This is a genomic window from Pseudoalteromonas sp. CO109Y (assembly GCF_004208935.1).
In the GTDB taxonomy this organism is placed as follows: Bacteria; Pseudomonadota; Gammaproteobacteria; order Enterobacterales; family Alteromonadaceae; genus Pseudoalteromonas; species Pseudoalteromonas shioyasakiensis.
The window spans coordinates 412,458-436,453 of sequence record NZ_SGPD01000011.1; the positions used below are offsets into that span (position 1 = coordinate 412,458).

General features: G+C 41.8%; 17 protein-coding genes and 1 tRNA gene. 7 read left to right on the forward strand and 11 right to left on the reverse strand.

What is annotated here, in order from left to right:
• Positions 1-67: 67 nt before the first annotated feature.
• A complete protein-coding gene (locus tag EXT43_RS04725) occupies positions 68-697 on the forward strand; it encodes a trimeric intracellular cation channel family protein (RefSeq protein ID WP_062565213.1) in 630 nt (209 codons plus the stop codon).
• On the opposite strand, the gene EXT43_RS04730 is transcribed toward EXT43_RS04725, so the two are convergent.
• The 8 genes from EXT43_RS04730 to EXT43_RS04765 all read right to left on the reverse strand — a co-directional run bounded on the left by EXT43_RS04730 (position 694) and on the right by EXT43_RS04765 (position 16,133).
• A complete protein-coding gene (locus EXT43_RS04730) occupies positions 694-1,149 on the reverse strand; it encodes a GNAT family N-acetyltransferase (RefSeq protein ID WP_130166475.1) in 456 nt (151 codons plus the stop codon). The genes EXT43_RS04725 and EXT43_RS04730 overlap by 4 nt on opposite strands.
• On the reverse strand, positions 1,136-3,220 hold the full coding sequence (recD, locus tag EXT43_RS04735) for an exodeoxyribonuclease V subunit alpha (RefSeq protein ID WP_240701466.1): 2,085 nt from the start codon (positions 3,218-3,220) through the stop codon (positions 1,136-1,138). Before recD ends, EXT43_RS04730 begins: the two co-directional genes overlap by 14 nt.
• A complete protein-coding gene (gene recB / locus EXT43_RS04740; RefSeq protein ID WP_130166476.1) occupies positions 3,217-6,792 on the reverse strand; it encodes an exodeoxyribonuclease V subunit beta in 3,576 nt (1,191 codons plus the stop codon). Before recB ends, recD begins: the two co-directional genes overlap by 4 nt.
• Complete coding sequence (gene recC, locus EXT43_RS04745) at positions 6,779-10,123, reverse strand: exodeoxyribonuclease V subunit gamma (protein ID WP_130166477.1); 3,345 nt, start codon at positions 10,121-10,123, stop codon at positions 6,779-6,781. Before recC ends, recB begins: the two co-directional genes overlap by 14 nt.
• 153 nt (positions 10,124-10,276) lie before the next feature.
• Positions 10,277-11,293, reverse strand: a complete 1,017-nt coding sequence (locus tag EXT43_RS04750; RefSeq protein ID WP_240701470.1) for an alkaline phosphatase D family protein — start codon at positions 11,291-11,293, stop codon at positions 10,277-10,279.
• Positions 11,294-11,334: 41 nt separating this feature from the next.
• Positions 11,335-12,462, reverse strand: a complete 1,128-nt coding sequence (locus tag EXT43_RS04755) for an alkaline phosphatase family protein (RefSeq protein ID WP_130166479.1) — start codon at positions 12,460-12,462, stop codon at positions 11,335-11,337.
• Positions 12,463-12,519: 57 nt separating this feature from the next.
• Entirely contained in the window at positions 12,520-14,877 is a 2,358-nt protein-coding gene (locus tag EXT43_RS04760) for a TonB-dependent receptor (protein WP_130166480.1), read from the reverse strand.
• 212 nt (positions 14,878-15,089) lie between these two features.
• Complete coding sequence (locus EXT43_RS04765; RefSeq protein WP_130166481.1) at positions 15,090-16,133, reverse strand: alkene reductase; 1,044 nt, start codon at positions 16,131-16,133, stop codon at positions 15,090-15,092.
• A gap of 330 nt (positions 16,134-16,463) precedes the next feature.
• On the opposite strand from EXT43_RS04765, the gene EXT43_RS04770 reads away from it, so the two are divergent.
• Positions 16,464-17,045 carry a TetR/AcrR family transcriptional regulator gene (locus EXT43_RS04770; RefSeq protein ID WP_130166482.1) on the forward strand — a complete coding sequence of 194 codons (582 nt, stop codon included), beginning with the start codon at positions 16,464-16,466 and terminating at the stop codon, positions 17,043-17,045.
• A gap of 85 nt (positions 17,046-17,130) precedes the next feature.
• The gene (locus EXT43_RS04775; protein ID WP_054561299.1) at positions 17,131-17,529 is read left to right on the forward strand and encodes a DUF2750 domain-containing protein; all 399 of its coding nucleotides are present in this window, start codon (positions 17,131-17,133) and stop codon (positions 17,527-17,529) included.
• A gap of 27 nt (positions 17,530-17,556) precedes the next feature.
• On the opposite strand, the gene EXT43_RS04780 is transcribed toward EXT43_RS04775, so the two are convergent.
• Entirely contained in the window at positions 17,557-18,441 is an 885-nt protein-coding gene (locus tag EXT43_RS04780; RefSeq protein WP_130166483.1) for an AraC family transcriptional regulator, read from the reverse strand.
• Positions 18,442-18,670: 229 nt separating this feature from the next.
• Between EXT43_RS04780 and EXT43_RS04785 the strand changes: the two genes are divergently transcribed.
• The 4 genes from EXT43_RS04785 to EXT43_RS04800 all read left to right on the forward strand — a co-directional run bounded on the left by EXT43_RS04785 (position 18,671) and on the right by EXT43_RS04800 (position 22,455).
• Entirely contained in the window at positions 18,671-19,195 is a 525-nt protein-coding gene (locus EXT43_RS04785) for a carboxymuconolactone decarboxylase family protein (protein WP_130166484.1), read from the forward strand.
• 237 nt (positions 19,196-19,432) lie between these two features.
• A complete protein-coding gene (locus EXT43_RS20880; protein WP_130166485.1) occupies positions 19,433-20,287 on the forward strand; it encodes a prepilin-type N-terminal cleavage/methylation domain-containing protein in 855 nt (284 codons plus the stop codon).
• 18 nt (positions 20,288-20,305) lie between these two features.
• Positions 20,306-20,728, forward strand: coding sequence for a hypothetical protein (locus EXT43_RS04795; protein ID WP_054561295.1), 423 nt, complete (start codon positions 20,306-20,308; stop codon positions 20,726-20,728).
• A 2-nt stretch (positions 20,729-20,730) separates the two neighbouring features.
• The gene (locus EXT43_RS04800; protein ID WP_165385082.1) at positions 20,731-22,455 is read left to right on the forward strand and encodes a GspE/PulE family protein; all 1,725 of its coding nucleotides are present in this window, start codon (positions 20,731-20,733) and stop codon (positions 22,453-22,455) included.
• 62 nt (positions 22,456-22,517) lie between these two features.
• On the opposite strand, the gene EXT43_RS04805 is transcribed toward EXT43_RS04800, so the two are convergent.
• Positions 22,518-22,605: transfer RNA gene (locus EXT43_RS04805), tRNA-Ser, on the reverse strand.
• Positions 22,606-22,751: 146 nt separating this feature from the next.
• Positions 22,752-23,792, reverse strand: coding sequence for a quinolinate synthase NadA (nadA, locus tag EXT43_RS04810; protein ID WP_054561293.1), 1,041 nt, complete (start codon positions 23,790-23,792; stop codon positions 22,752-22,754).
• Between the last annotated feature and the right edge of the window lie 204 nt (positions 23,793-23,996).

Genomic DNA, 23,996 nt, shown 5'->3' on the forward strand with positions numbered 1-23,996 from the left:
AGCTGTTCAGCATCAATAAAGTTCATTTTGCTAGGGTTAGATTACTATAAACAGGTAAGGAAACCCCATGACATCAGAATACTTTCATTTTTTAAGCATTATCGGTGTAGCGTTTTTTGCTATTTCTGGCACCTTGCTGGGCCATGAAAAAAGTGTCGGTGGTTTTGGTGTGGTGGTTGTTGCCACAGTCACAGCTCTGGGTGGTGGCACACTTCGAGACATATTGCTCAACAAACCAGTATTTTGGATAGCTCAGCCCGATTATTTGTACGCAACTTACATAGCCATATTCGCGTCTATTTTATCTATTCGTCACTTACCCGATTTAAGTAACACCACCATGCTATTAATGGATGCCGTAGGGATGGCTATTTTCAACATTATTGGTATCGAAAAGGCACTGATCGGCGGCGCAGATATGGTTGTAGCCATCACCATGGGTATGACCACAGGTATTTTTGGTGGCCTGATGCGTGATGTGATCTGCCGAGAAGTGCCTTTAGTAATGGGCGAAGAACTTTATTCAACCGCTTGCTTATCTGGCGGGTTAACTTACGCGGCTTTATTCACCCTTGAGGTGAGTTATATTTGGTGCATTCTTGGCGCATTTGCTGTGACGGTATGTTTAAGATTAGGCGCCATACACTTTGGCTGGCAACCTAACCTGTTTCGTAAAAGCAGCTTTAAACGCTCTTAGCAAGTCATATAAATACAGCCATCGAGTGGCATGTCCGCTGGATACTGGGTTTGTATAAAACCCAGTTTTTCATAGGCTGTTTTAGCAAGGGTATTGTGGCTATACACAAACAACGACAAACTATCGCAGTTCAATTGCTGTTTGCCCTGCTCTCCTAGTAAATTAATCAACACTTTTGCAAGACCTTTACCACGTTCACTTGGCGCGATAACTAGCCGCCCTAAATGGCAACGACCTTCACGTAAATAGAATTGACCAAACCCTAACATTTGGCCTTCGTCATTAATCAACGCGAAGGAATTCAGCGCATCTAGGTTTAAATCATTTTTAAAGCTTTGCGTATCAAATGGGTAATTAAAAAATGGCCCAGACCAAATACGCAGTTCAGCCTCTGAGTTAAACCAACCCATTAACTCGTTGAGTTGGTCACTCGTTACTTTAACTAGCCTCATGTTTTAACCTATCGTATAAACCTGATGCACGAGTAACAGATTTATTCATCGCCATAAGCAATACATTTTTATCGGCCACCAGCTCAAATGTGGTTTTCGCGCGGGTGATCCCCGTGTAAACCAATTGTCTGTTAATGCCCTGATTAGCCTGTTTTATTGGCGGTAAAATCATTGCTGTGTAAGCAAATTCAGAGCCTTGCGACTTATGAATTGTCATAGCATACACTTTATCGTGAGCAGGTAAACGTGCGGGCGAAAAGGCACGAATATTTTCTTGTTCATCAACAAACATGGCTTTTAACTGACCTTGCTCATCGTGCATTAAAATACCTATGTCGCCATTAAACAGTTTTAGCTGGTAGTCGTTTTGGCTGATCATAATTGGCATACCCACGTAATGCCTTTGATATGGCGAGATTAAACCTTGTTGAGCCAGTGCTTTTTCAATACGCTGATTAAGGCTATTTACACCGTAATCACCCTCTCTGACGGCAGCTAGCAACTGATAATGCGCAAATGCTTTATGCACACTGGCAACACTTGCCCCTTGCTGGATAAGCTGCAAATAATCGTGATATTGCAACGCCGCTTGTTGCACAAATTGCTCAATCGGTTTACTAATTACGCTGTAATTAAGTTTAAGGTCTTTAAAGCCACCTTGATTAATCGTTTGCTCAACGTAGCCCAGTAAGCCACTGTTATTGGTATTTACAGCTTGTGCTAGTTGACCAATGCCGCTGCTGCCATCAAAACGATAACTTTGCTGTAAAAACGCAATACAATCGTTAAGTACAAAATGACTGCTCGCCGCGGGTATTTCGCTCTGATTATTAAAACAAACGCGATTAAGCTGCGCTGCTCTTTCACTACTGTAATCAGGCATTTTGCCAAGCTCTAACCCTTGGCATAGGTCGCTAAGAATACTGCCCGTATCAACCGAGGCTAATTGGTCTTTATCACCCAGTAAAATAAGCCTTGCATGGCTTGGTAATGCCTCGATTAGTTTTGCCATAAGCGATAAATCTACCATCGATGCCTCATCAATGATCAGTACATCTAAATGCAGCGGATTACGCTTGTTATGGCGAAACTTATTGGTATGCGGAATAACGCCCAGTAAACGGTGAATCGTTTGCGCGCTTTCAGGAATAAGTGGCGCGATATAACCAGGGATCATACTAAGCTTTTGCTTTGCCCCTAAAATCGACTCGGTTAAACGCGCTGCCGCTTTACCTGTCGGTGCAACCAGCTTTATTGTTAGCGGTGCACTGGCATACAAAGATTGTAATATTGCTAGTAGCTTAGTTACTGTGGTGGTTTTACCGGTACCCGGGCCGCCAGTGATCACACTAAAGCCTTTTGTTGCGGCAATCGCACAGGCTACTTTTTGCCAGTTTAATGTTTTAATAGGATCGCTGGGGTTTGTTGTATGTTCACTATTAGGAAAATACACCTCAAGTAATGCCGTTAATTCGGCTTCATCAAGGGTGAGTTCTTTCGTTGCTAAATGATGTAAACGCGAAGCCAGTGTGGTTTCGTACTCTGCCAATCGGGCAAAGTAAAGTTTATTGGCAAACAATAGCAGTGGTTTGTCGTCCCCGACACACTCAGCATTCATTAGTTTATTAACAGCCTCATTCAGGCCAAATTCCATATCAAACGGGGTTAAAACCTCAGGGGCTGCAATGCTGGCATCAGCTAGGCTTTGCTCTCTTATTTCAAACGGGTTTTGCCAGTTTATATTCACCAGCTCTAAACAGCTGTGCTGACTTTGCTGCGCAGCCGCAAGTAATAAAATCAGGTAAAAAACCTCATTGTGCGCTGCATCGTTATTCTCTATCAACGATTGTGAACCGGCTACTGTTTCTGTACCTGTCAATAGCTCTGCGAGTTTCACATCAACTAAGCGAATACGTTTTGCCTCAAGTAAATAACTCAGTAATGGCTGCGTTTTAATCTCTTTGGCAGGCAACACTGAGTTACTCTCAGCATGTTGTGCTGGCTGCTGTGGTTGCTTATTAATTGGCTCGTTTTGCTCATGGTCATCAAAGCCGAATGTCATTTGACTCATAGCATGGCTCCTTGTGCGAATAAGCTATCAAGCTCAGTTATTTGCTGTTTAGTAAGCTGATTAAAGTACACCCCTTGCCCTTCGCTCATACCACGTAAGAAGGTGTAGTAAACACCGCCTAAATGCGTGTCGCTATCGTAATCATGAATACGTTGTTTTAATAAACGGTGCAATGCCACGGTATATATCAAATACTGCAAATGATACTGGTGACTGGTCATGGCTTGTTCTAGTTGCTCATGTTGGTAATCAGCCGCACTGTTACCTAAAAAGTTCGATTTATAATCAAGAATATAATACTTACCCTGCCAGCAAAATATTAAATCTATAAAGCCTTTTAGTAAGCCTTGTACCTCACTAAAATCAAGCTGCCCGGGTAAATTAAAGTGCTTTACCAACACTTGATTAAGCTTATCGCTTGAGAGTGACAACAGCGGTAAGTTAAATTCCATTTCGACCAAACAGGTATCAGGCTCAAGTACTGATAAACTAAGCCCTTTATCGTTTAATGGGCAATTCAGTGCAGCAAGGATCCACTGCTCGGTCATTTCCTGCCAACTATCGTCAATATGGTATTTTTCGAATAACGTTTTGATCACTTTATCTAGTGCGTGGTCGTCTTGCTCACTCGCTGGACGCTTTAACGCATAAGGGTCGGTAAAGTCTAATTGCTCAAATATTTCATGCAAACAACTACCTGGCTTTGCCCCTTTAGGGAAGCTGTACGGTGTTAAAGCATTGGCATTTTGGGCTAAAAACTCATCCTTTTCGTGATCTTCATCACTGCGACCAAGCTCAATATGATCAGTATGCTTTTTCAGCGTTAAGCTACTAAAGCTGGTTGAGCGCCAATCACGCTGAATGTCTGCTTTAACAGTATTAACTTGATAGGCTTGCTCACTGTCAGCGCCAGCAAATGTTAACTTTTCAAGCTCATCCGCTTCGCTAAACGCCTCATAGTACATGTGTGCAGAGCCTTCACAAAATGTTTGTAACAATGCGCGCCATTCATCGCCCGATTTAATCTCTAACCCTGCAAATAATACGTGGCCAATGCTGGTACTTTGAATACCAGGGCGAGCGCTACGACCTTGGGCAATGTTATACATACCCACAGAACAAAAATGCACGGCACGTGTCAATGCCACATAAAGTAAACGTAAATCTTCAGCTAAGCGCTCTTGCTCTGCTTTTTGCATTGCGTCGTCACTTTTAGCAAGGTCATAAATAAGCTTACCGTCTTTATGGTAAAGGGCTTCTTTGCTTTCACGGTAGCCACAGGCAAACGGCATGAATACAATCGGGTACTCTAAGCCTTTTGAGGCGTGCATAGTGACAATTTTCACCAAGTTAGCATCGCTTTCTAGGCGTACTTGCACCGCTTCACCATCTTGTTGACTGACTTTTTGTGCAAACCAACGCAGTAATCTGTGGGTGCCCTCAAGCTCAATTTGCTTTTGCTGCAAGATTTCCCCTAAATGACGGAAATCGGTGAGCCAGCGTTCAACGTTGTAGCCTAAGCCTTGCCAACGCGCTGCGAGCTGATTATGGCTTAATAAACGCTCGAGCATCGCCATAGCGCCTTGTTTATGCCAAATGTGGGCAAGTTGAGCAAAAAAGTTTAGATGTTCTTGCCATGCACTTTCATTTTCGTGAAGCTCATAAATACGGTTGTAGCTTAAACAAAACAATGGCCCAGCAAGCACACCACGCAGTAATGATTCATCATACTGTCCATGCAATGCCGTTAAAAAGTTCAGTAAATGATGACTAAGCTCTTGGTTAAACACACTGTCACGGGACAAATACACGCTGGCAATGGCGGCTTCTGCTAGTGCGTTTTTCATCAACTGTGCTTCGTTGCGGTCACGCACTAACACACAGATATCAGCGGCGGTGAGAGGCTTTCCTGCAATGGTTGCAGCGCCTGCATTAGCTTGCTTGAGTAGCTCAGTAATTTTTTTCGTATACTGCAAAGCCAGTGCCTGTTGAGCCACCCCTTTGCTGGTTGGCTTGTTGTTGGCTTCGGCGTACTCATCAACAAAAACCGAAAATTCAAACGCACTGGGCATTTCACCGTTTATTAAAAACGCTTTGTCTTGCTGTTTTCCTTTGGCATTGACCTTTTGAAATGGAATCGCATCGTTGTAAATAAAGCTATTAGCATTTTTAGCAAATAAGCGGTTTACGCTATCAACAACCCCTTCACTTGAGCGGTAGTTGGTATCTAGGGTGTATTGCTTGTCATCTGAAACGGCTTGTTTTGCGCCAATATAAGTAAAAATATCTGCACCACGGAAGCCATAAATAGCCTGTTTTGGATCACCTATCATGGCAAGCGTGGTGTTTTTAATGCCATAAATGCGGCTAAAAATGCCATATTGAACTGGGTCGGTATCTTGGAATTCGTCAATCATGGCAACCGGAAACAAAGCGGCAATTTTTTCACTTAATGCTTGGCCTTGCTCACTTAAAAGCGCCTGATGCAAGTTACTCAGTAAATCATCTGGAGTAATAACGCCTTGCTCTTGCTTGCGTTTAGCTAATGCATTTGCCACCCATTTAGCTGCGTATTGAACTATCGCAATATTCAATCCGTTATTGATAAGGCTACTGAGTTTAGCCATTTCATCAAACTGAGCCAGCATTTCGTGACTGAGTAAGCTACCGTTTTTCTTATAATTTGCAGGGTCGCTTAAATTCTCTGTGCTCCACACTTCAAACGAGTATTTATTGGTACCAAATACAAAAAACAACTCGTCATTGCTTAAGTATTCTTCAAGCGCTGCAAGGCTGTTTTTTCGCCCTGGGGTTTTTGAACCACTTAAATCTGATGCTTTTACAGCATTAATAAACTCACTCTCACGGCACGCCGTTTTAAATGCCGGTACTTTTGCCACAAAGTTGTCGCGCGCTTGCCATATATCGTCAAGGTCGTACTCAGGGGTAATTGTTGCCCCTTGTTTATTGAGTAAACTCACTACCTGTGAATACAGTGACGCCGGCACTGGGAAAATATCGGTAATTGCTTGCGTGCGCTCTTTTGATTGTGGGTAAACAAAGGCACGCCAAAAGTCATTAAGGGTTTCTTGAATAAGCTCACGCTCATCTAAAATAAACTCTAAGTTAAACGCCACCCCTGACTCAAAAGCATGTTGTTTCAGCATTCGCTGACAAAAGCCATGAATGGTGAATATAGCGGCTTCATCCATCGACTTTGCTGCAGCGTCTAGCAAATCAAATGCGGCGTGTTTGTCAGTTACCTCGTTAATTACTTGTTCAATCAGCTCATCATCTGGCTTTTTACCAAGCAGTGCATCTCTGGTATTGATTATACGCGCCCGTACACGGTCTTTAATTTCTTGAGTTGCAGCCTCAGTAAAGGTCACCACCAGTATTTGCTCAACACTCAGCGGCGTATTTAATTGTTCATCTTCAACGGTCGCTTTTTGTAAGCCCAACAAATACCGCAAATACAAACCTGTGATGGTGTAGGTTTTACCTGTACCGGCACTGGCTTCAATAAGGCTTTGCCCACACAGCGCCATACTCATTGGATTAAGCGTTTGCATGATCTGCCTCCTGTGCTAATTCAACAATTGGCGATAACAGCAGCTCGCTCCATTTTATAAACTCTTCTTCACAGTCTTTAAGGCTTTTTATGGTTAAGCGAATGTATGGGTTTTCACCTTCACCTATGCCTATGTATTGCGGCGTGAATTTATTGTTTGCTTTGACCATGTCTTTATCTGTTTTTATGTACTCGTAACCACTGACCGGAAAAAACGCCACTGGGCGAGTTAAAAGCGTTTCATAAAGCAAAAACCAATCATTTAAATAGCTGCGGGCATCGTCTTCTGACAAGGGGGAAAAACTAATTTGCTTGTCTAAACCAAGAATAAGGGTTTCAACAGGTTGCCCCATTATTTGCGCCGCTAAATGATGCACAAAGCCGCGAATAACATCTTTTGCTTTAATGCTGGCGGTGCGATAAAACACCTGTTTTTGACCATAAATATGATTTAACCAACCTTCTAAAGTGGTGTTGGCTATTTTAATATTTACTTCAACGGGTAATGCTTCATCACCTTGAATATGCGCTTTTACTTGCCCAGCAAGCGCATCAACTCGGTGCTGCATACTTTCAAATACAAGATCGCCAACATGGGCTTGGGGTAATTCACCGCGCTGCATTATTTGCGCTTTGTTAAGCGGTAGCTCTTGAATGCTAGCTTCGAGAATTTCGTCAAGGTAAAAGTAGCGGCGTAATGCATCTAAACTAAATGGCTCTTCATCTTTAGCGATATCGTTAAATTGCGGTAGGCGTAAACCCAAACTTTGCTGATAAAAGCTCTCGTGCGGCTGGCAAATACTGCGAATAAACTGAGTTAACTCAACACTACTTTCTGGCTGAACACTAAGCGCTTGCTGTGGCTCAGGGTTAACAGCTTGAGTTGGCATCCACACAGGGTTATAGCTGTGTAATTGTGTGGCTAACGGTTTGTTTGCTTTTTGCTCGTCATCAGTTTGGCTTTTATTACCTTCTTTGTTAGTGGTCAGATAATAAGCCGAGTTAAATGGCTGTAAGTGCTGATAATTAATCAGCGCCTCTGGTAGCTTTAAGTGAGTGTCTTGATCAGCAAACTCAAAGCTACGGGCTATGTATTCCAAAAGCTCGCTCACTAAAGTTGAGGGCATTCTTGGTTGGTTATCAAAACAAGAACGGCCAATATAACTGATGTATAAATTCTCACGGGCACTTAAAATCGCTTCTAAAAACAGGTAACGGTCATCAAGTTTGCGAGAGCGGTCGCCTTTTTGGCGTTTTGAGAAAGGCACTAAGTCAAAACCGATTGGCTGAACGGTACGCGGGTAATCTGCATCATTTAAACCTAGCATGCACACCACTTTAAATGGCACTGCACGCATTGGCATCAGCGTACAAAAGTTAACTTGCCCCACTAAAAAGCGCTGTCCTACGCCTTTTTCTTGAATACCTTGTTTTACAAGGTAACTAACAATGCGCTGCGAAACAGCTTGTTGGTAATCGCCATTGTCATAATGCTTAATCAGTGTATCGAGCACTTTTTGCAGCACTAATAAATCCCAGCTTTGTTCGCCTTCATCGCTGTACACATCGTTTAATAATTCTTTTAGAATTTCTGCTTTTTCGTTAAGTGGTGCATCAGCTTGCAGCTTGGCTTTATAACGGGCCAGTACATCAATAAATTCAATGAGTTTATTTAAGGTATTTAATGCCATGCCCTCAACTTCATCGGCACTGTAAATCCCCGAAAACGGCAATTGTTCATCACGTTGTGCAACGCCAAGTAACAAGCGGTTTAGGCCATGTTGCCAAGTGTTTAAATCTATTGCGGGTAAGCCAAAACTGTCTTTGTGGGCGGCATCTAAGCCCCATTTAACGCCAACACGTTCAAGCCAAAAACCAATTTGCTCATATTCATGGGCTTCGAGGTTAAACTTCTCGGCAATTTGTGTGACTTGCAGTAAATCAAGAATGTCAGATACACCGAAGCGTGAGTATGGTAAGTCAGCTAAACTAGCAAACGAACTAAGCACAGGTTTTTCTTGCTCTATGGCTAAATCGGCTAACGCATAAGGGATAAAGCGTCGTCCTTCTGCACCACCAAACACCGCCTCAATATACGGGCTGTATGTGCCAACATCCGGCATCATTACAATAATATCTTTTGGTGTTAGCGCTTTATTTTCATTGAATAAATTGAGTAAATAATCATGTAGTCGTTCGACTTCACGAAGTGGCGTGTGACAATCGCTCAGCACAATACTGGTGTCATCAGCCTGAATTGGCAATTTGCCTTCATCATTAATAAACCATTCTTTATCAGGCGTTAGTGATTCACCCTTAAAAGCTAATTGGTAAATTTCAGACTGAATTTGCGATAGCAAGCTTTGATCAAACTCGTTATCGAATCCGTCAAGCCACTGCGCGTCTAGTTGTAGTAACTGCTCAAAATAGTCTCGGCCTAATTTACCCCACGACGATAGTAACGGGTTACCAATAAAAAAGTACTCGTGATCAGGGTTTTTAGCGCTGTCTTCAAGCGCTTGTAACTGCGGGCGTTTGGCATATTTAGCAGCAATTTTGGCTGCTGTTTTTTCATCGAGTGTGTCGCCCCAGTAATGTTCACTTGGGTTAAAGAAAAACAAAAACACCTGCGTTTTTTTCGCAATGGCCTGAAACACTTCAAGCTGGCTACTCGCAATTGCAGAAATACCAAATAAGCTAATACGCTCAGGTAATTGGCTTGCGTCCATTTTTTCAAGGGCTGCAAGGAGTTTGTCTTGCATATTGGCGCGGTGATATTGGCTTTGCCCTAGTTCTTTACTGTGCGCCACCAGCTTACGCCAGAGATCTGGCTGCCATGGCGCAATGCCCACATCAACATCATCAAGTTCATCGATGCCCTGCTCCCAAGTGGCAATCCAATTGGGGCGATACATTAAATATTGGTCATAAACGTCGGCAATTTTCTCGCACAAGGCAAAGGTTTTTTGCCCTTCACTGTCACCATCCAAATAGGTTTTCAGCGGTAAGTACAGCGGCTCATCAATGCAGTTTGGTAAAATAGCAAACAGCTTCCAAGCAAGGTTCGCTTTGTTATACGGTGATTCACTGGGTACATCTGGCAATAATTGTTGGTAAAGCTGCCATATAAAACTCGAAGGTAGCGGAAAATCAACCTGAGCGGCAATCCCTAAGTGTTCACTTAAACCTATTTTTAGCCACTGCGACATACCTGGTGACTGCACAAGCACAATTTCTTTTTTAAAGGGACTCGTTAATGGATTAACTTTAAGAAGAGCGTGAAACCGCGCTTGCAGTGCTTCCATGCGATTTGATTGAATTATATTCAGCACTCTACACTGTCCTTGCTTGAAACTAACTAATTGACACAGTGTAAGATATTTTAATTAGATGGGATAGAGAGAAATACCCGCAAACAAGGCTTATTCCATGTTTGCGGGCATGAGCTGCGGGCATGTGTTAAATATATGCGCAGCTGGCAATATTTACTGGTATGGGCTTATCGTCGATAACGCGAACTCTGTGTGCATTATCTCATCACCCTTGATACCTTTAAGCGCAATACGAATGGTAGGGTCTGCTTTTTGCCAATCGATTGTTAAATCGCCGTAGTTAACCTCATGAGTGTAATCACCCACACGGTGTTTATTAGGGCTAACATCTTTCCACTTTTCTGTAAGCCCCGAGCTGGTCATTTCATATAAAGGATAATCTAGATTTTGTTGATACTTAGACAGCTCACCCCAGTGGGTATCACCACTGACAATAATCACACCATTTACTTTATGCTTTTTAATAAGCGCAAATAAGCGCTCACGATCAGCCGGATAATTAGCCCATGACTCCCAACCTGTAAAATCAGCCAATAGCTGTAAGCTTGAGGCAATGATTTTTATCTTTTCGTCTGACTTAAGCTCTTGTTCGAGCCATTGCCATTGGCTTTCGCCAAGCATAGAGGCGTTTTTATCAGTTGTTGGGCTATAAGGCCCTTGTTTTGCAGGCTTTCGTTCCAGTTGATAGGTTATCGCCGATACGTGATTCAACGGTGCGCGATTAAAACGCAGATCAGGCATGATGACTTTTACTGTTTGCTCACCTTCACCGTACGTGTACGAAGTGTAAATACCATCTTCGCGAGTTCTACGAGCAGAATCCGCAGGCTCTTGCCAAAAGTCGAGCATGATTTTTCGTGATTGCTGTTTTTTTGGGTATTCGCTGCCAGCGTCATTTTCGCCATAATCATGGTCATCCCACATGGCTATTATTGGTGTATTTGCACGTAATGTTTTAAAGCCCGGCTTTTGCCCTAAACGTTGATATTTATCGGCAAGTACCGACATATCTTCGGTATCTCCATAAATGTTATCGCCAAGGAACATAAATAAATCGGCTTGCTCTTTGTTGATAGCATCAAAAATTGGAATAGCTTTGTCTTGATGACCACATGAGCCAAACAAAATTTTACTCGGTGCGGCAATCGCACTCGCACAACTAACCAGCATTAATCCAGATAAGGCGCTTCTAAAAAAACTAAGCGTTAAACTCATTTTAAAATCTCCTTAATCGGCGCGGCCATCTTCGGGTTAACTTGCTGACTGTTGATGCCTAAAACGCTCAACACGGTTGCAGCCACTTGCGCTTGTTTAAGTTCATTTTTGGGCTTTATTAAGCCTTTTGCTTTTATATCTGGGCCAATGGCCGCTAACCAAATATGCTCAGAGCCAACAATGCCGTTTGGAAAACGTTGCTTACCTTGCTCTGAACGTGCCAAAGCACGCTTCGAACTATGATGCTGCCAATCATCTGCATGACTGCCACGGCCATGATCGGTGGTAATGATCATTGTGGTGTTGTCTTTATAGCCCGGTGTTTGTTGAATTGTTTGCCAAAGGTCACGAATAAACGCATCACTTTGTTTAGCCGATTTTAAATAGGCATCGTATTTACCGTTATGGGCAAAGTCATCGGTTTCACCCAAGCTAATAACAAGCAAACGCGGCTGTTTATTTAATAAATATTGTTTGGCAAATCGGTAGGTAAAGCTGTCGAGGCGAACATTGTGCCAAGGACTTGGGATCTCGCTTTGCATTTGGTTTAGCAGAGTCACTTCCTTTGACTTCACAGCATCAAAAGCTTCAAAGCCAGCATTAACATAAACCCCACTGCGCTCACGATTTACAATATAGGGAAACACATCCCAGCTACCAAAAAGCGCGGTTTTATCTTTAAACTCTGGCTGAGTATTTAAACTCTCTAAAATGGTTTTATTGGGGTTAGGCACTTTATCGTTACTATCGATATTTTCATCTACTATACCGGTTAAAATTTCACTGTAACCTGGGTATGAGAAATACCACGGGTTGCTTACCGACATCAATGAGCCTTGCGTTCTATCGCCAATCAAAACGCCTTGTTTTGCCAATGTTTCGCTAAAAAATGGCATTAACGCTTGAGTTCGCTGTGCTTGGTCATCTCGCCAAAAAAGCGCCTTTAGTTCATCTGTATCTGCAACAAAATCAGTGTTATCGATTAGGTTTTTATCTGCACCAGAGAACACTTCTTGCCAGCGAAGCCCATCAAGAGTTACGAGCACAACATTGTCGGCAGCTTTACTGTTTAAGCTTAATAGTGATGCCGCTACAACCGCCGTGGCTAAAATTAATTTTTTCATATTTCACCTGTAAAAAAGCCCATCAACGATGGGCTATTTAAAACTTTAGCTTATTACTTAAAACTGCGCTGTAAGTGTTAAAGCTGCGGTACGTGGTGCACCAATAAAGTAGGTTGAACCATTACCTGTACCACCCGCTAGATATGATTTATCAAACAGGTTATTCACCACAAATGCAAGGTCGATTGATTTAAACACGCCTGCATCAAGACTGGTGTTATAACCAATGTTTAAATCAACCAAGGTGTAACCATCAACCTCGTTACGCGAACGGGTTTGCTCACCAGTCCATGCACCTAAACGCTCACCTGTGTATTTAGCCGATAAACCAAAGCGGAAATCACCGCTGTAGTAGTCTGCCGATACCACAAATAAATCTTGTGCTGAGTCAATCACTTCATCACCCGCTTTAAAGCTGGCTGATGCCTCTTCAAGTAACTCACCCTCGCTGTTGTAAGCACTTGGATCGTTCGATTGATACTCAGAGTTATTGTAGGTATACGATGTGTAAAGATTCCATTTGTCAGTCAGCATATAGGTTGCTGAAAGCTCAACACCCGTTGACTCAATACCACCAACGTTGATGTAAGAACCGTTCGTGCCAATGGTGTAGTCAATACCATCGGTATCACTGCCCGGAGCAATAAAGGTAATACGGTTATCAAATTCGATGCTGTAAGCGGTTGCCGTTAAACGTAAACGGTCATCACTGTAACGTACACCTAGGTCGATGTTTTCAGCTGTTTCAGGTTCAATTTCGGTCAGTGTTGATGAATCTCGTTCAAGTACACCATCTTTAATTGCTGCAAAGTTTTCGCTGTAGCTGGTAAATAACTCTGTGCTTGCAGATAGCTGATAAAGCACACCACCGCTGAATAGGACGTCTGAATCACTGTCGATTTTATCTGAGTATTCATCTTCAAAATGATTATAACGCTGCAGCTCAACAAGATACTGTTTAGCACCTAAATTAAGTGTGAAGTCGCCTAAACTGATTGAGTCTTGTACGTACCACTTGAATGTATCTGTTTCGAAGGTGTTTTTATACTGTGTCCAATACGGCGTATGGTCAAAGTGATGATAAATACGGGCATCAATAACTTTATGCCAGTCACGTGACTCATCACGGTCTGTTTGCTCAAACCAAAAACCGGCTTCAATATCATGATTGCCAAGGGTTACTTGGTACTCACCGGTCATACCTAAGCGGTCTTTTTTGTAGTGAGTATGACGATACGACATAACCGGAATAGCATCATCTGGGTAACAGGCTGGGTTTAAGCCAGGGCCTGAAGACCATGGCCATTCTAAACTTGCAGTACAACCCGCAGCTGGTGCAAGTGGATTACCGTCGCTATCTGTAAAGCCGTAGCTGCCAGCGTTTTCGCCGCCAATTGTTGTTGGATTGCCATCGCCATCAACCGGTGACGTTAAATAAGGCGGGATCCAATCACCACGACCTGAATTTTTATGATAGTAAGGTGACAAGCTTAAGTTTGAAGTGGCACTTAACGCGTAATCAAACTTTACATACGCAAGGGTATTTTCACGCAGTGTACCCCAGCCCTCAGCAAACATTTGATCAAAATGCGGCACGCCAGTCCAATTCCAAGTTAAACGATCCCAATCAGGGTTTTGTTCAAACTCACTAATGCTGATGCTGTTATAGTTAATTTCGTGAACATCATCATACGAAACACGACCTGTTACAGTTAAGTCACTAAAGTCTGATACAAACTTCGCTTCGATGTGCTGATTGTCTTTACCACCATTGCTGCCATCACCAACCCAGCGGCTAGTGTCTGTTTGCGAATAGCTGATATAGGCTTGCGTGTTATCAAACACAGTGCCGGTTTCGTGCTTCACAAAGTAGCGGCTAGCGTTATGATCGCCCGTTGTGTAAGCAAACGTGGTGCTTTGCTCGGTACTCGGTTGTGCACTCACAAAATTGAAAGTACCGCCTAATGCTTCGAGTGAGGCTGAGGCAATATCAGACGTACCTTGCCCTACTTCAACTGTTGCTAAGTTTTCGCTGTCTAAGTAACGGTTTGCTTTTGCACCGCCACCATAGTTAGAACCACCATTAGGAATACCATCAATCGTCATTCCTAATTGCTGTTGATTACCATCAATACTAAAGCCACGCATAGTAATGGTGGTTGACCAATCGTCACCACCAAACGCATCACCTTCGTTGATGCTGATACCCGGTAGGTTATCAATCACGGCTAACACGCTTGATACTGAACTTTGTTGCTCAAGCATGGCAGGTTCAATAACGTTATTTGCATAACTGGTTGGCTTTGCAACAACGGTAATTTCTTCAATTTCGTTATTCGAGTTTGCATTTGCCGATGTTGCTAAAAGCGTTGCGACTATAAGGCTTAGCTTTGTTTTTTTAGTTACTGTGCTCATTGTTTTTCCAAGGTTACGTATTTAAAAGCGGGCACAGTATGCAGAGCGTGTATGACATTTAGGGTCAAAATTTTTGACACAACAATTAAACAATTAATGCATTTTCATGGCAGATTTAAGACTTAACTGTTTAATAAATAAGAAAGTATTAGAAAAAACGCCCAGTTAAATTAACTGAGCGCTTGTTGGTTGGACAATATTATTAGGTTTGCTTAAATCAGTTCAGCCAGCATTTCGTCGCTGTATGGTGTTAACGCTTCACCATTTTTAACTTTACTGATGTAATCTGGGTTCGCAATGAATGGGCGACCAATCGCAATTAAGTCAAATTGGTTATTATCGATAGCTTGATTAGCTGTCTCAAAGCTATAGCTGCCTACCCCGACTAAGGTACCTTTGTATGCACCGCGCATATATTCAGACGCCGACTTATCACCTAAGCTTGCAAAGCGCATGCTGTCATCAAAAATACCAACATGTAAGTACGCAAGGTTACGTGTTTCAAGGGCTGGTAATAGATAATCAAATACCGCCTTATCACCGTCACTTTCAGTCATATTAAAATACGCGCCTGGCGATAAACGTAATGCAGTTTTATTTGCACCAATTGCTGCCACTACTGCATCAACGACTTCAAGAGCAAAACGCGACATGTTTTCTGGTGTTTGACCGTATTGGTCTTCACGTTGGTTGGCAGCAAAGTGTAAGAATTGATCAATTAAGTAACCATTCGCACCATGAATTTCAACCCCGTCAAAACCCGCTTCAATTGCATTTTCCGCCGCTTTTGCGTAGTCAGCAATCAAACCTTGGATGTCTTCGATGGTTGCCGCTTTTGGAGTAACGTAAGTTAATTCACGCATTCTTGGTACCGAACCTTCAATACCAATTGCTGATGGTGCCAGTACATCACCACCAAAAAAGTGAGGATGAGCAACACGACCTACATGCCAAAGCTGAGCAAACATTTTGCCGCCTTTGGCGTGCACAGCATCGGTCACTTTCTTCCAACCTTGAATTTGTTCACTGGTAAATAAACCCGGCGTATTTGGATAACCTTGGGCATCTGGGCGGATAATCGTTGCTTCACTAATAATTAAGCCCGCATCAGCACGGCGTGCATAATAATCAACCATTGCTTGTGTAGGTACTAGGTTATCGTCGCTCATACAGCGCGTAAGTGGTGCCATTAGTACTCGGTTTTGCAGCTCAATGCTGTCGTTTAATTTAAACGGAGAAAGTAAATCGGTTGTCATGGTTTTATCCTTATCTTGAACATACATTCAAGATAAGGGCGAAACATACACACTTCAAGGTTTATTTTGAATAATCGTTCAAGATTACGTAAACTTCGTTTATACCAATTCGCTTAATTAAGTGGTCTATTTTGAGGCAAGAAAACCTCGTTGATAACAAGGCAAAAATTTCGTTATTTAGTTGTGCTCGGCAATTGCTCCTGCATTGCTCTACCTTCTGCATCCATGCAGTCGTAAATCAGAAATTTTAACGCGGGTAGCGACAGGTTTAATCCCTCAAAATGACTAAGTATTATTGCGGATTGGTATTATATACCGTGAGGAGCTTTAATGAGAACTGCTGAATTTGATACTGAATTTGTACTACGCCAAGCCATGCATGCTTTTATGCAATATGGCTATGCGAAGACCAGTATGCAAAAATTAAAAGAAGTAACTCACCTTCATCCGGGTTCTATTTACGCGGCTTATGGCAACAAAAAAGGCTTGTTTTTAGCCGCTACGGAGCAGTATCAAAAAGATAGAAACCAACAATTTACTGCCCTTTTCAATAACCAACAATCAATTTTATCGACCCTCAAACATTACTTAACTGTGATTGTCGATGAATGTATTGAAGGTGAAGTAGCTAAAGTGTGCTTGCTTACAAAGAGTATTTCTGAGGTTGAAGGCAACGACCCACAAATTTGCACTGTGCTGCGTGGTAACTTAAACGCTTATGAGCATGCTCTCGCCGAACAACTTCAAAAAGCGCTAGATAACAACGAATTTGTAAGTAGCAAGTCAGCGCAACAGTTGGCGCGCTTTTTAGTGATGGGCATATACGGTATTCGTACCTATGCGCTGACAAATCAAGACCCTAAATCTCTGCAACAACTTGCTGACGATCTATTTGCTGCATTAGTAAATTAATTTAGCTATTAACTTTACTTGTCATATTAATTTATCACCTTATGATTAAGGTGTAGCTGTGTATAACTAAAAGAGTGAGCCTGTCATGAATAATGCAACTGCTAAACGTGTTGAAACTGAGTTTGATGCTGTACTCGCCTTAGGCGCTAAGAAACGACTCGCTTATATGTTTGAAACGGTTCAAGAGTTTAAACAAGTGTGGATCCTCAATGATGAACATGGCTGCGTCATGCTCTCAAACGAAGACGACGACTGCGTGCCTGTATGGCCTAGCCGTGAATTTGCCCAAAGCTGGGCAACCGGTGAATGGCAAGACTGCACCCCAAAAGCCATCCCTGTAAAAGACTGGTTAAGTCGCTGGACACCTGGCCTTGAGCAAGATGACTTACTCATCGCTGTATTCCCAACAGACCAAGACGACGGCACAATTTTATTCCCCGATGAGTTTGACTCACAACTGAGAATGCCAAAAAGACGATTTTAAGTACAAGGGAGCCAAGCGCTCCCTTTTTTATGCGATTTGTTGTAACCGCAGTGCCGAAATATCTTTTATCGGTGGCTTGCCAAAAAAGCGTGTGTATTCGCGGCTAAACTGGGATGGACTCTCATAGCCCACTTTTAAAGCCGCAGAGCCTACATCAATTCGCTCATTCAGCATTAATTGCCTTGCCGCCTGCAACCGTAGGTTTTTTACGTATTGCAATGGGCTCATCTTTACCACATCACGAAAATGTAGCCTGAATGTCGACGGACTCATGTGCGCATCACGGGCTAAATCATCAATTGAAAATTGACTCGTGTAGTTTTCTTTTAACCAGCATAAGATCTTGGCTATTTTTTGATGGGCAGAACCAGACATCACAATTTGCCTTAAATAAGGGCTGTGTGGACTATTTAACAAGCGCAATATAATTTCTTTTTTAATAAGTGGCGCAAGGTTAGCTTTTAATTGAGGCTCTTTGTCGAGTTGAATAAGCCTAAGTAAAGCATCAAGCAGGCCATTATCAGTATCAACCACCGACATAGCTTGGTGTTTAGGGAACTTGCCTTGCCCAGCAAACTCCATTTCAGCAACAATGTGGCTGATCTCATGGGCATCTAAGCGTAAGTAAATGCCGTAAAATGGCTGCTCTTTACTAGCACGCGTTATTTGTGAAGCTACGGGCACATCGACTGAGGTCACCAATGATTGGCCGTCAGTGTAATCATAACTATGTTCACCCAACACAACTCGCTTTGCACCTTGCAAGCTAATACCCAGCCCTAACTCATACACGCAGGCCATCGGTAATGAAACTTCGCTTCGTCTGAACACCAATAACTCAGAAATCGCCGTTTCAAAATTACCGTCTGAAATCGCTATCGCTTTAACCGCTTCTATTAATGCCTGACGCATTTAGATTACCTCTAAGAAATACTCAATTAAGTGTATCACCGTAATTTGAGGTTAGGACCATTTTGGGTAACAGTTCGTTATTTTAGGCAAAAATTAAATCATTTATGGCAAGCAGAAATCGCCATCATCAACCATAATGTATTTTCAATTTTTCGATTGCATGCTCTTTGCAATCAGCCAAAGCTACAAAACCTCAATACATTCAATATCTAAAATCAAAAGAGAAATTATGAACCATAACAACACGGATTTATTTGTGTTTGTCGCGATCGCTGCTTTGGTCACCGTTCATGACAAGCCTTTGTTAAAACGAGCATGTCAGCACGCATTGAATGATGGCGTTTCAATGCAAGAGTTGTGTGATATTTTACCGCATATTAGTGTGTATTCTGGGGTGCCAAAAGCATTGCTGGCGCTAGAGATTTTAAAGTCCCTTGATGATATTCAGGGTTCAAATACGTTGCTTATCAAGCGCACAGAGCAACAGCTAAAAACCGCACTGACATTCGGTCAGCTGCCGTTTGGCATAGAGCAGCAAAACAACACAGTATTTGAGCTTGCCTCTTTAGGCGCTTTATTTGCCCTAGACGATGCCAGCAGCTTAGTTAGCGAGCAACTTAAACGCTGTGTATTGCTTGGTTATAGTCGTGAACAACTTGAATTATTAGTAATAGAACTTGCCAGAAAGGTCAGTAGCCACATAGCAATGCGCGCTAAATGTAATCTTGAAAAACACTTTGCTAAGGTGGGTTAAGAAAAGCGTATAAGTACTCTATTTTATCCGAGAACTTTGCTGCACATTGAAATTTGTCTAAGTTTTCGGATAGTTAAGAAAACGCCTCTGCTAAGCTTCAACTAAATAAATTATAGAGTATTGAAATCACTTGATTAACCCGCCTTAAGTTATAAAAAATAAAAATACTACTAAGATGAAAAAACTATAAGTTTGTCTATATTTAAGAAGATATTACTTAAATAGTGAATTGTATTAATGAAATCAACGATTTTGATAAAGCTCAACTCTTTTAAAAGTAAAGGGTTCACATTAGTTGAGCTTATGGTGGCTATCTCAATTATAGGGATCTTATCCTTAATCGCCTTGCCTAATTATCAAGGCTATGTAAATGAATCTAAGGCAGCCACCTTATTATATAGAATCCACTCTATTGGCCTTGCTTATCAGGATGTTATTGCAACTTCACCTGATGCATTAGCAAAGCCAAATCAGCTTTCGAGTTCAAGCTTTGGTCAAGCCCCAAGCTATTTACCTGGGCTTGCCAATCAATTTTCAGAAGAGTTTGGTATTCAATTTTCAGCTCAGTTAGTTAATCACTCTGGTTATTTTAATTTTACGGGTCATGAGGCTTTTCCTGTTTTATTTTTAAAAGCAAATAGTCAAAACGGATTGAATGTACTCAATGCCTTGGATCATGTAACTGAATTAAAACATTCTTTTGTGACTCCTAATATGATGATTATTGCATTAGCAACACCTTATGAGACTCACCAAACCAATTTAATACCTTCAGAAACAAATACAAACCCTCCCAAAATAAATCAACCACCAAAATTAACTGATGCAGGGACTAATCAGCAACCTGATGCTAGCAATACAGGTAATACTCAACTTCCTGACGCAAGTAACACAGGTAACACCCAACCTCCAGATAGAAATAGTGGAGATAGCAACACAGGTAGCCAAACGAGTACAAGTACAGAAACTAGTACCAATGGTGATTCAGAATCGGGCAGTCGAAGCAATGCTGGTTCTAACTTGAATTGGCCTCCTGGCTGGGTAAAACATCCAGATCAACATATAGGCCAACAGCATGGGCATCATGATTAAAAAATTAGGAAGATAAAAATGATTTCAACCAATAAACGATGGCAAGAAAGTATCGCGGAAGCGATGGATGAAACGCAAAATAATCAACGAAATAAAAATAGAGCTTCCATTGTATTACCTAGCTGGCTTCCTTATGCCGCATATATTGCTTTTGGATTTTTGTTAGCAAAAACTCTACTAATTGGCCATGAAACCCACCCTGTAAATTACGACAGAGATTATCAAACAGGCAGCTCAGTGGCATTATTAATGATTGCAGAAGATGTTGAACATTACCGCACAACTTACGGAGAACTGCCAGACGATTTACCAAGCCCTATCGCGTCTGTCATGGATGTAACTTATGAAAAAATTACCAATGAACATTTTCGCTTAACCATTCCACATGGTGATTCAACAATCACGTTTGATGCCAAAGACGACAAAATATATATGGAATGAGTATGATAGATAAAAATGAGGTACACAGAAGTAATGCCACTTTTAACTGGCTAAAACGATTTTGCATTGAAAAATCGACTAACAGCAATATTAATATTGAAGAAATGTATAACGGTGAGTCAGCCATTTCAGCATGGAAAAGTGCAGAGGCAATTTTGCAAGTCGACAGCAAAGTGTTAACAGCAATGATTGCAAAAAGTTACCAGTTAGATGTAGCAAAACCTCCTGATGATATGTCAGAAGAATTGCTTCATTATGTTTCTTTTAAAGTAGCTAGAGAGTATGGAATTTTTCCTTTAGGCTTTACAAATGGCTTATTAACAGTAGCTTCCCCTCATCCATTTGATACTGATATGGAATCAATGGTTGAATTTTTAACGACCCTTCATGTTAAATCGGTATTGGCATCACCCGAGCTCATAGCAAAATGGACGGAAATGTTTTATCAGGAGCAAATGCTATCTGAGAATGACATTATTATAAAATCAAACCAACTCAACACACGAACAAAACAAAATGAGCCCGACTCTTCAAACTCAGCCATAGTTAAAATTGTATCCGAAATGCTGTTAGAAGCGTTTATATTCAAAGCCAGTGATATTCACATTGAACCCTTTAATAATGGCGGCATAATTCGTTACAGAATAGATGGTATGTTAAGGGTCATATCAGAATTACCAGCACAAGTTTTTATTCCAATAGTACAAAGAATAAAAGCATTATCTGACCTTAACTTAGCAAAAAAAATGGTTCCACAAGATGGAAGTGCTAGTTTAGAGCTCAAAGGTCAGGATGTGGATCTACGGGTATCGACACTACCAGTTAAAGGGGGAGAAAAAGTAGTCATCCGTCTACTGATTAAATCTGTTGTAAACAAGTTAGATGATATTGGTTTACAACAGCAAGAGCTCAATACATTTAAAAACTTACTGCAAAGTAGCGAAGGTATCTTTGTAATAACAGGCCCTACTGGGTCAGGAAAGACAAGTACGCTTTATGCTGCTCTAAAAGAATTAAACACTCCGGAAAAATGCCTTGTAACTGTTGAAGACCCAATTGAATATGAGATTGAAGGTATTGCCCAGGTTAATATTAACCCACATCAGAACCTCACCTTCTCCAGCGCCCTCAGAAGCATTTTAAGACAAGACCCCGATGTAATATTAATGGGTGAAGTTCGCGATGAAGAAACGGCAGAAATGACCTTTCGCGCTGCAATAACTGGGCATTTTGTGATGACCACCTTACATACAAGTGATGCAATTACGACTATTTCAAGGTTAATAGGTTTAGGTGTGTCACGTCCTATTATTGCAGACTCCTTAAAAGGTGTTGCAGCGCAGCGATTAATTAGAAAGCTATGCCCTAGTTGTAACCTAAGTGGCCCGTTGTCCACAGATACCTATGGTAAACGTTTTAAAAGCATCTTTCCTGATATAAATATTATGTCGCCATCAGGTTGCGATGACTGCGATCAGTCTGGTTACAAAGGACGTATTCCTCTGTTCGAAATAATCACTATTGATTATCAACTAGCCGATGCAATTCGTGCTGGAGAAAGTACCAGTAAGTTAAGAGAGATTGCAGCTAAATGCGGAGCGAGATCTTTACATAAAGTAGCCTTAGAAGCACTTTCAAAAGGCCTCACTTCAGTAGAAGAAATAAATAGAGTATTAGGACAGTCTTTTTGGAAAGAGTGTGAAAGAAATAACAGCTTAGATAATTAGACAAGCTAAAATGCGGTTTAAAGTATTTGTAAATGACTAAAGTTAGCTTATAAGATTAGAAATGGCGGTGACGGAGAGATTCGAACTCTCGATACGTTGCCGTATACACACTTTCCAGGCGTGCTCCTTCAGCCACTCGGACACGTCACCTAAGGCGCTTAGAGTTTAGCGCGGCGTTATAGTATGAAAACAACCCTACAGACGCAAGGGCTTTTTAAAATAGTGCAGTTAAGTGATTAGTAATCAAACAAAAAAGGCAAGGTAAACACCTTGCCTTTTGTATAGTCAATTCGTTCTTAGCGCTGAAGCGTTGCTGAAAAATCTAACATACGGTTAAGCGACTTTAATGCGCCTTCGCGCAAGTCCATATCAACAAACACCTCTTTACCTTCAGGGTCTGTCAGTGCTTCTTCAATCGCTTTTAAGCCATTCATTGCCATCCACGGGCAATGCGCACAGCTTTTACACGTTGCGCCTTCACCTGCTGTTGGTGCTTCAAAGAATTCTTTCTCTGGGCATAACTGCTGCATTTTGTAGAAAATGCCTCGGTCAGTCGCTACGATGAACTTTTTGTTGTCCATAGTTTGCGCTGCTTTGATTAATTGGCTTGTTGAACCAACCGCATCAGCTAAGGCTACAATCTCCGCAGGAGACTCTGGGTGAACCAATACAGCCGCATCTGGGTGTAAGGCTTTCATATCCTTAAGTGCTTTGGTTTTAAACTCGTCATGAACGATACAGGCGCCATTCCACATGATCATGTCTGCACCTGTGTTCTTTTGAATGTAAGAACCTAAGTGTTTATCTGGACCCCAAATGATTTTTTCGCCTTGCTCATCAAGGTGCTCAACGATTTCTAGGGCACATGAAGAAGTAACGATCCAATCTGCACGCGCTTTAACAGCTGTTGATGTATTTGCATACACTACTACCTTGCGATCAGGGTGCTGATCACAAAACGCTGAGAATTCTTCAATTGGGCAACCTACGTCTAATGAACAAGTTGCAGCAAGCGTTGGCATAACAACGGTTTTATTTGGCGTTAAGATTTTTGCTGTTTCGCCCATAAAGCGAACACCGGCTACCACAATTACATCTGCGTCGTGCTTAGCGCCAAAACGCGCCATTTCTAGCGAGTCAGCAACACAACCGCCTGTTTCTTCAGCTAGAGCTTGAATTTCAGGATCAGTGTAATAATGGGCAACAAGAACCGCGTTCTTGTCTTTTAATAATTGTTTGATACGTGCCTTATACTCAGCTTGCTCGTCTTTTGATAACGGAGCTGGCTTTGGAGGGAAGATATAATCTTCAGGCATAATTTGTTCAGCTAGACTCATTTCTCGACCACTTAGTCCACAGTGCATTCATGGCGCGAATTATACGAGAATCTTAAGCTAAAGAACAGTATTGCTGTGAGCTGTTAAGATAAATAAAGGATAACTTAGAAAGAAAAGATAAATCAGCAATGGTGGGTCATGATGGACTTGAACCATCGACCAATGGATTAAAAGTCCACTGCTCTACCAACTGAGCTAATGACC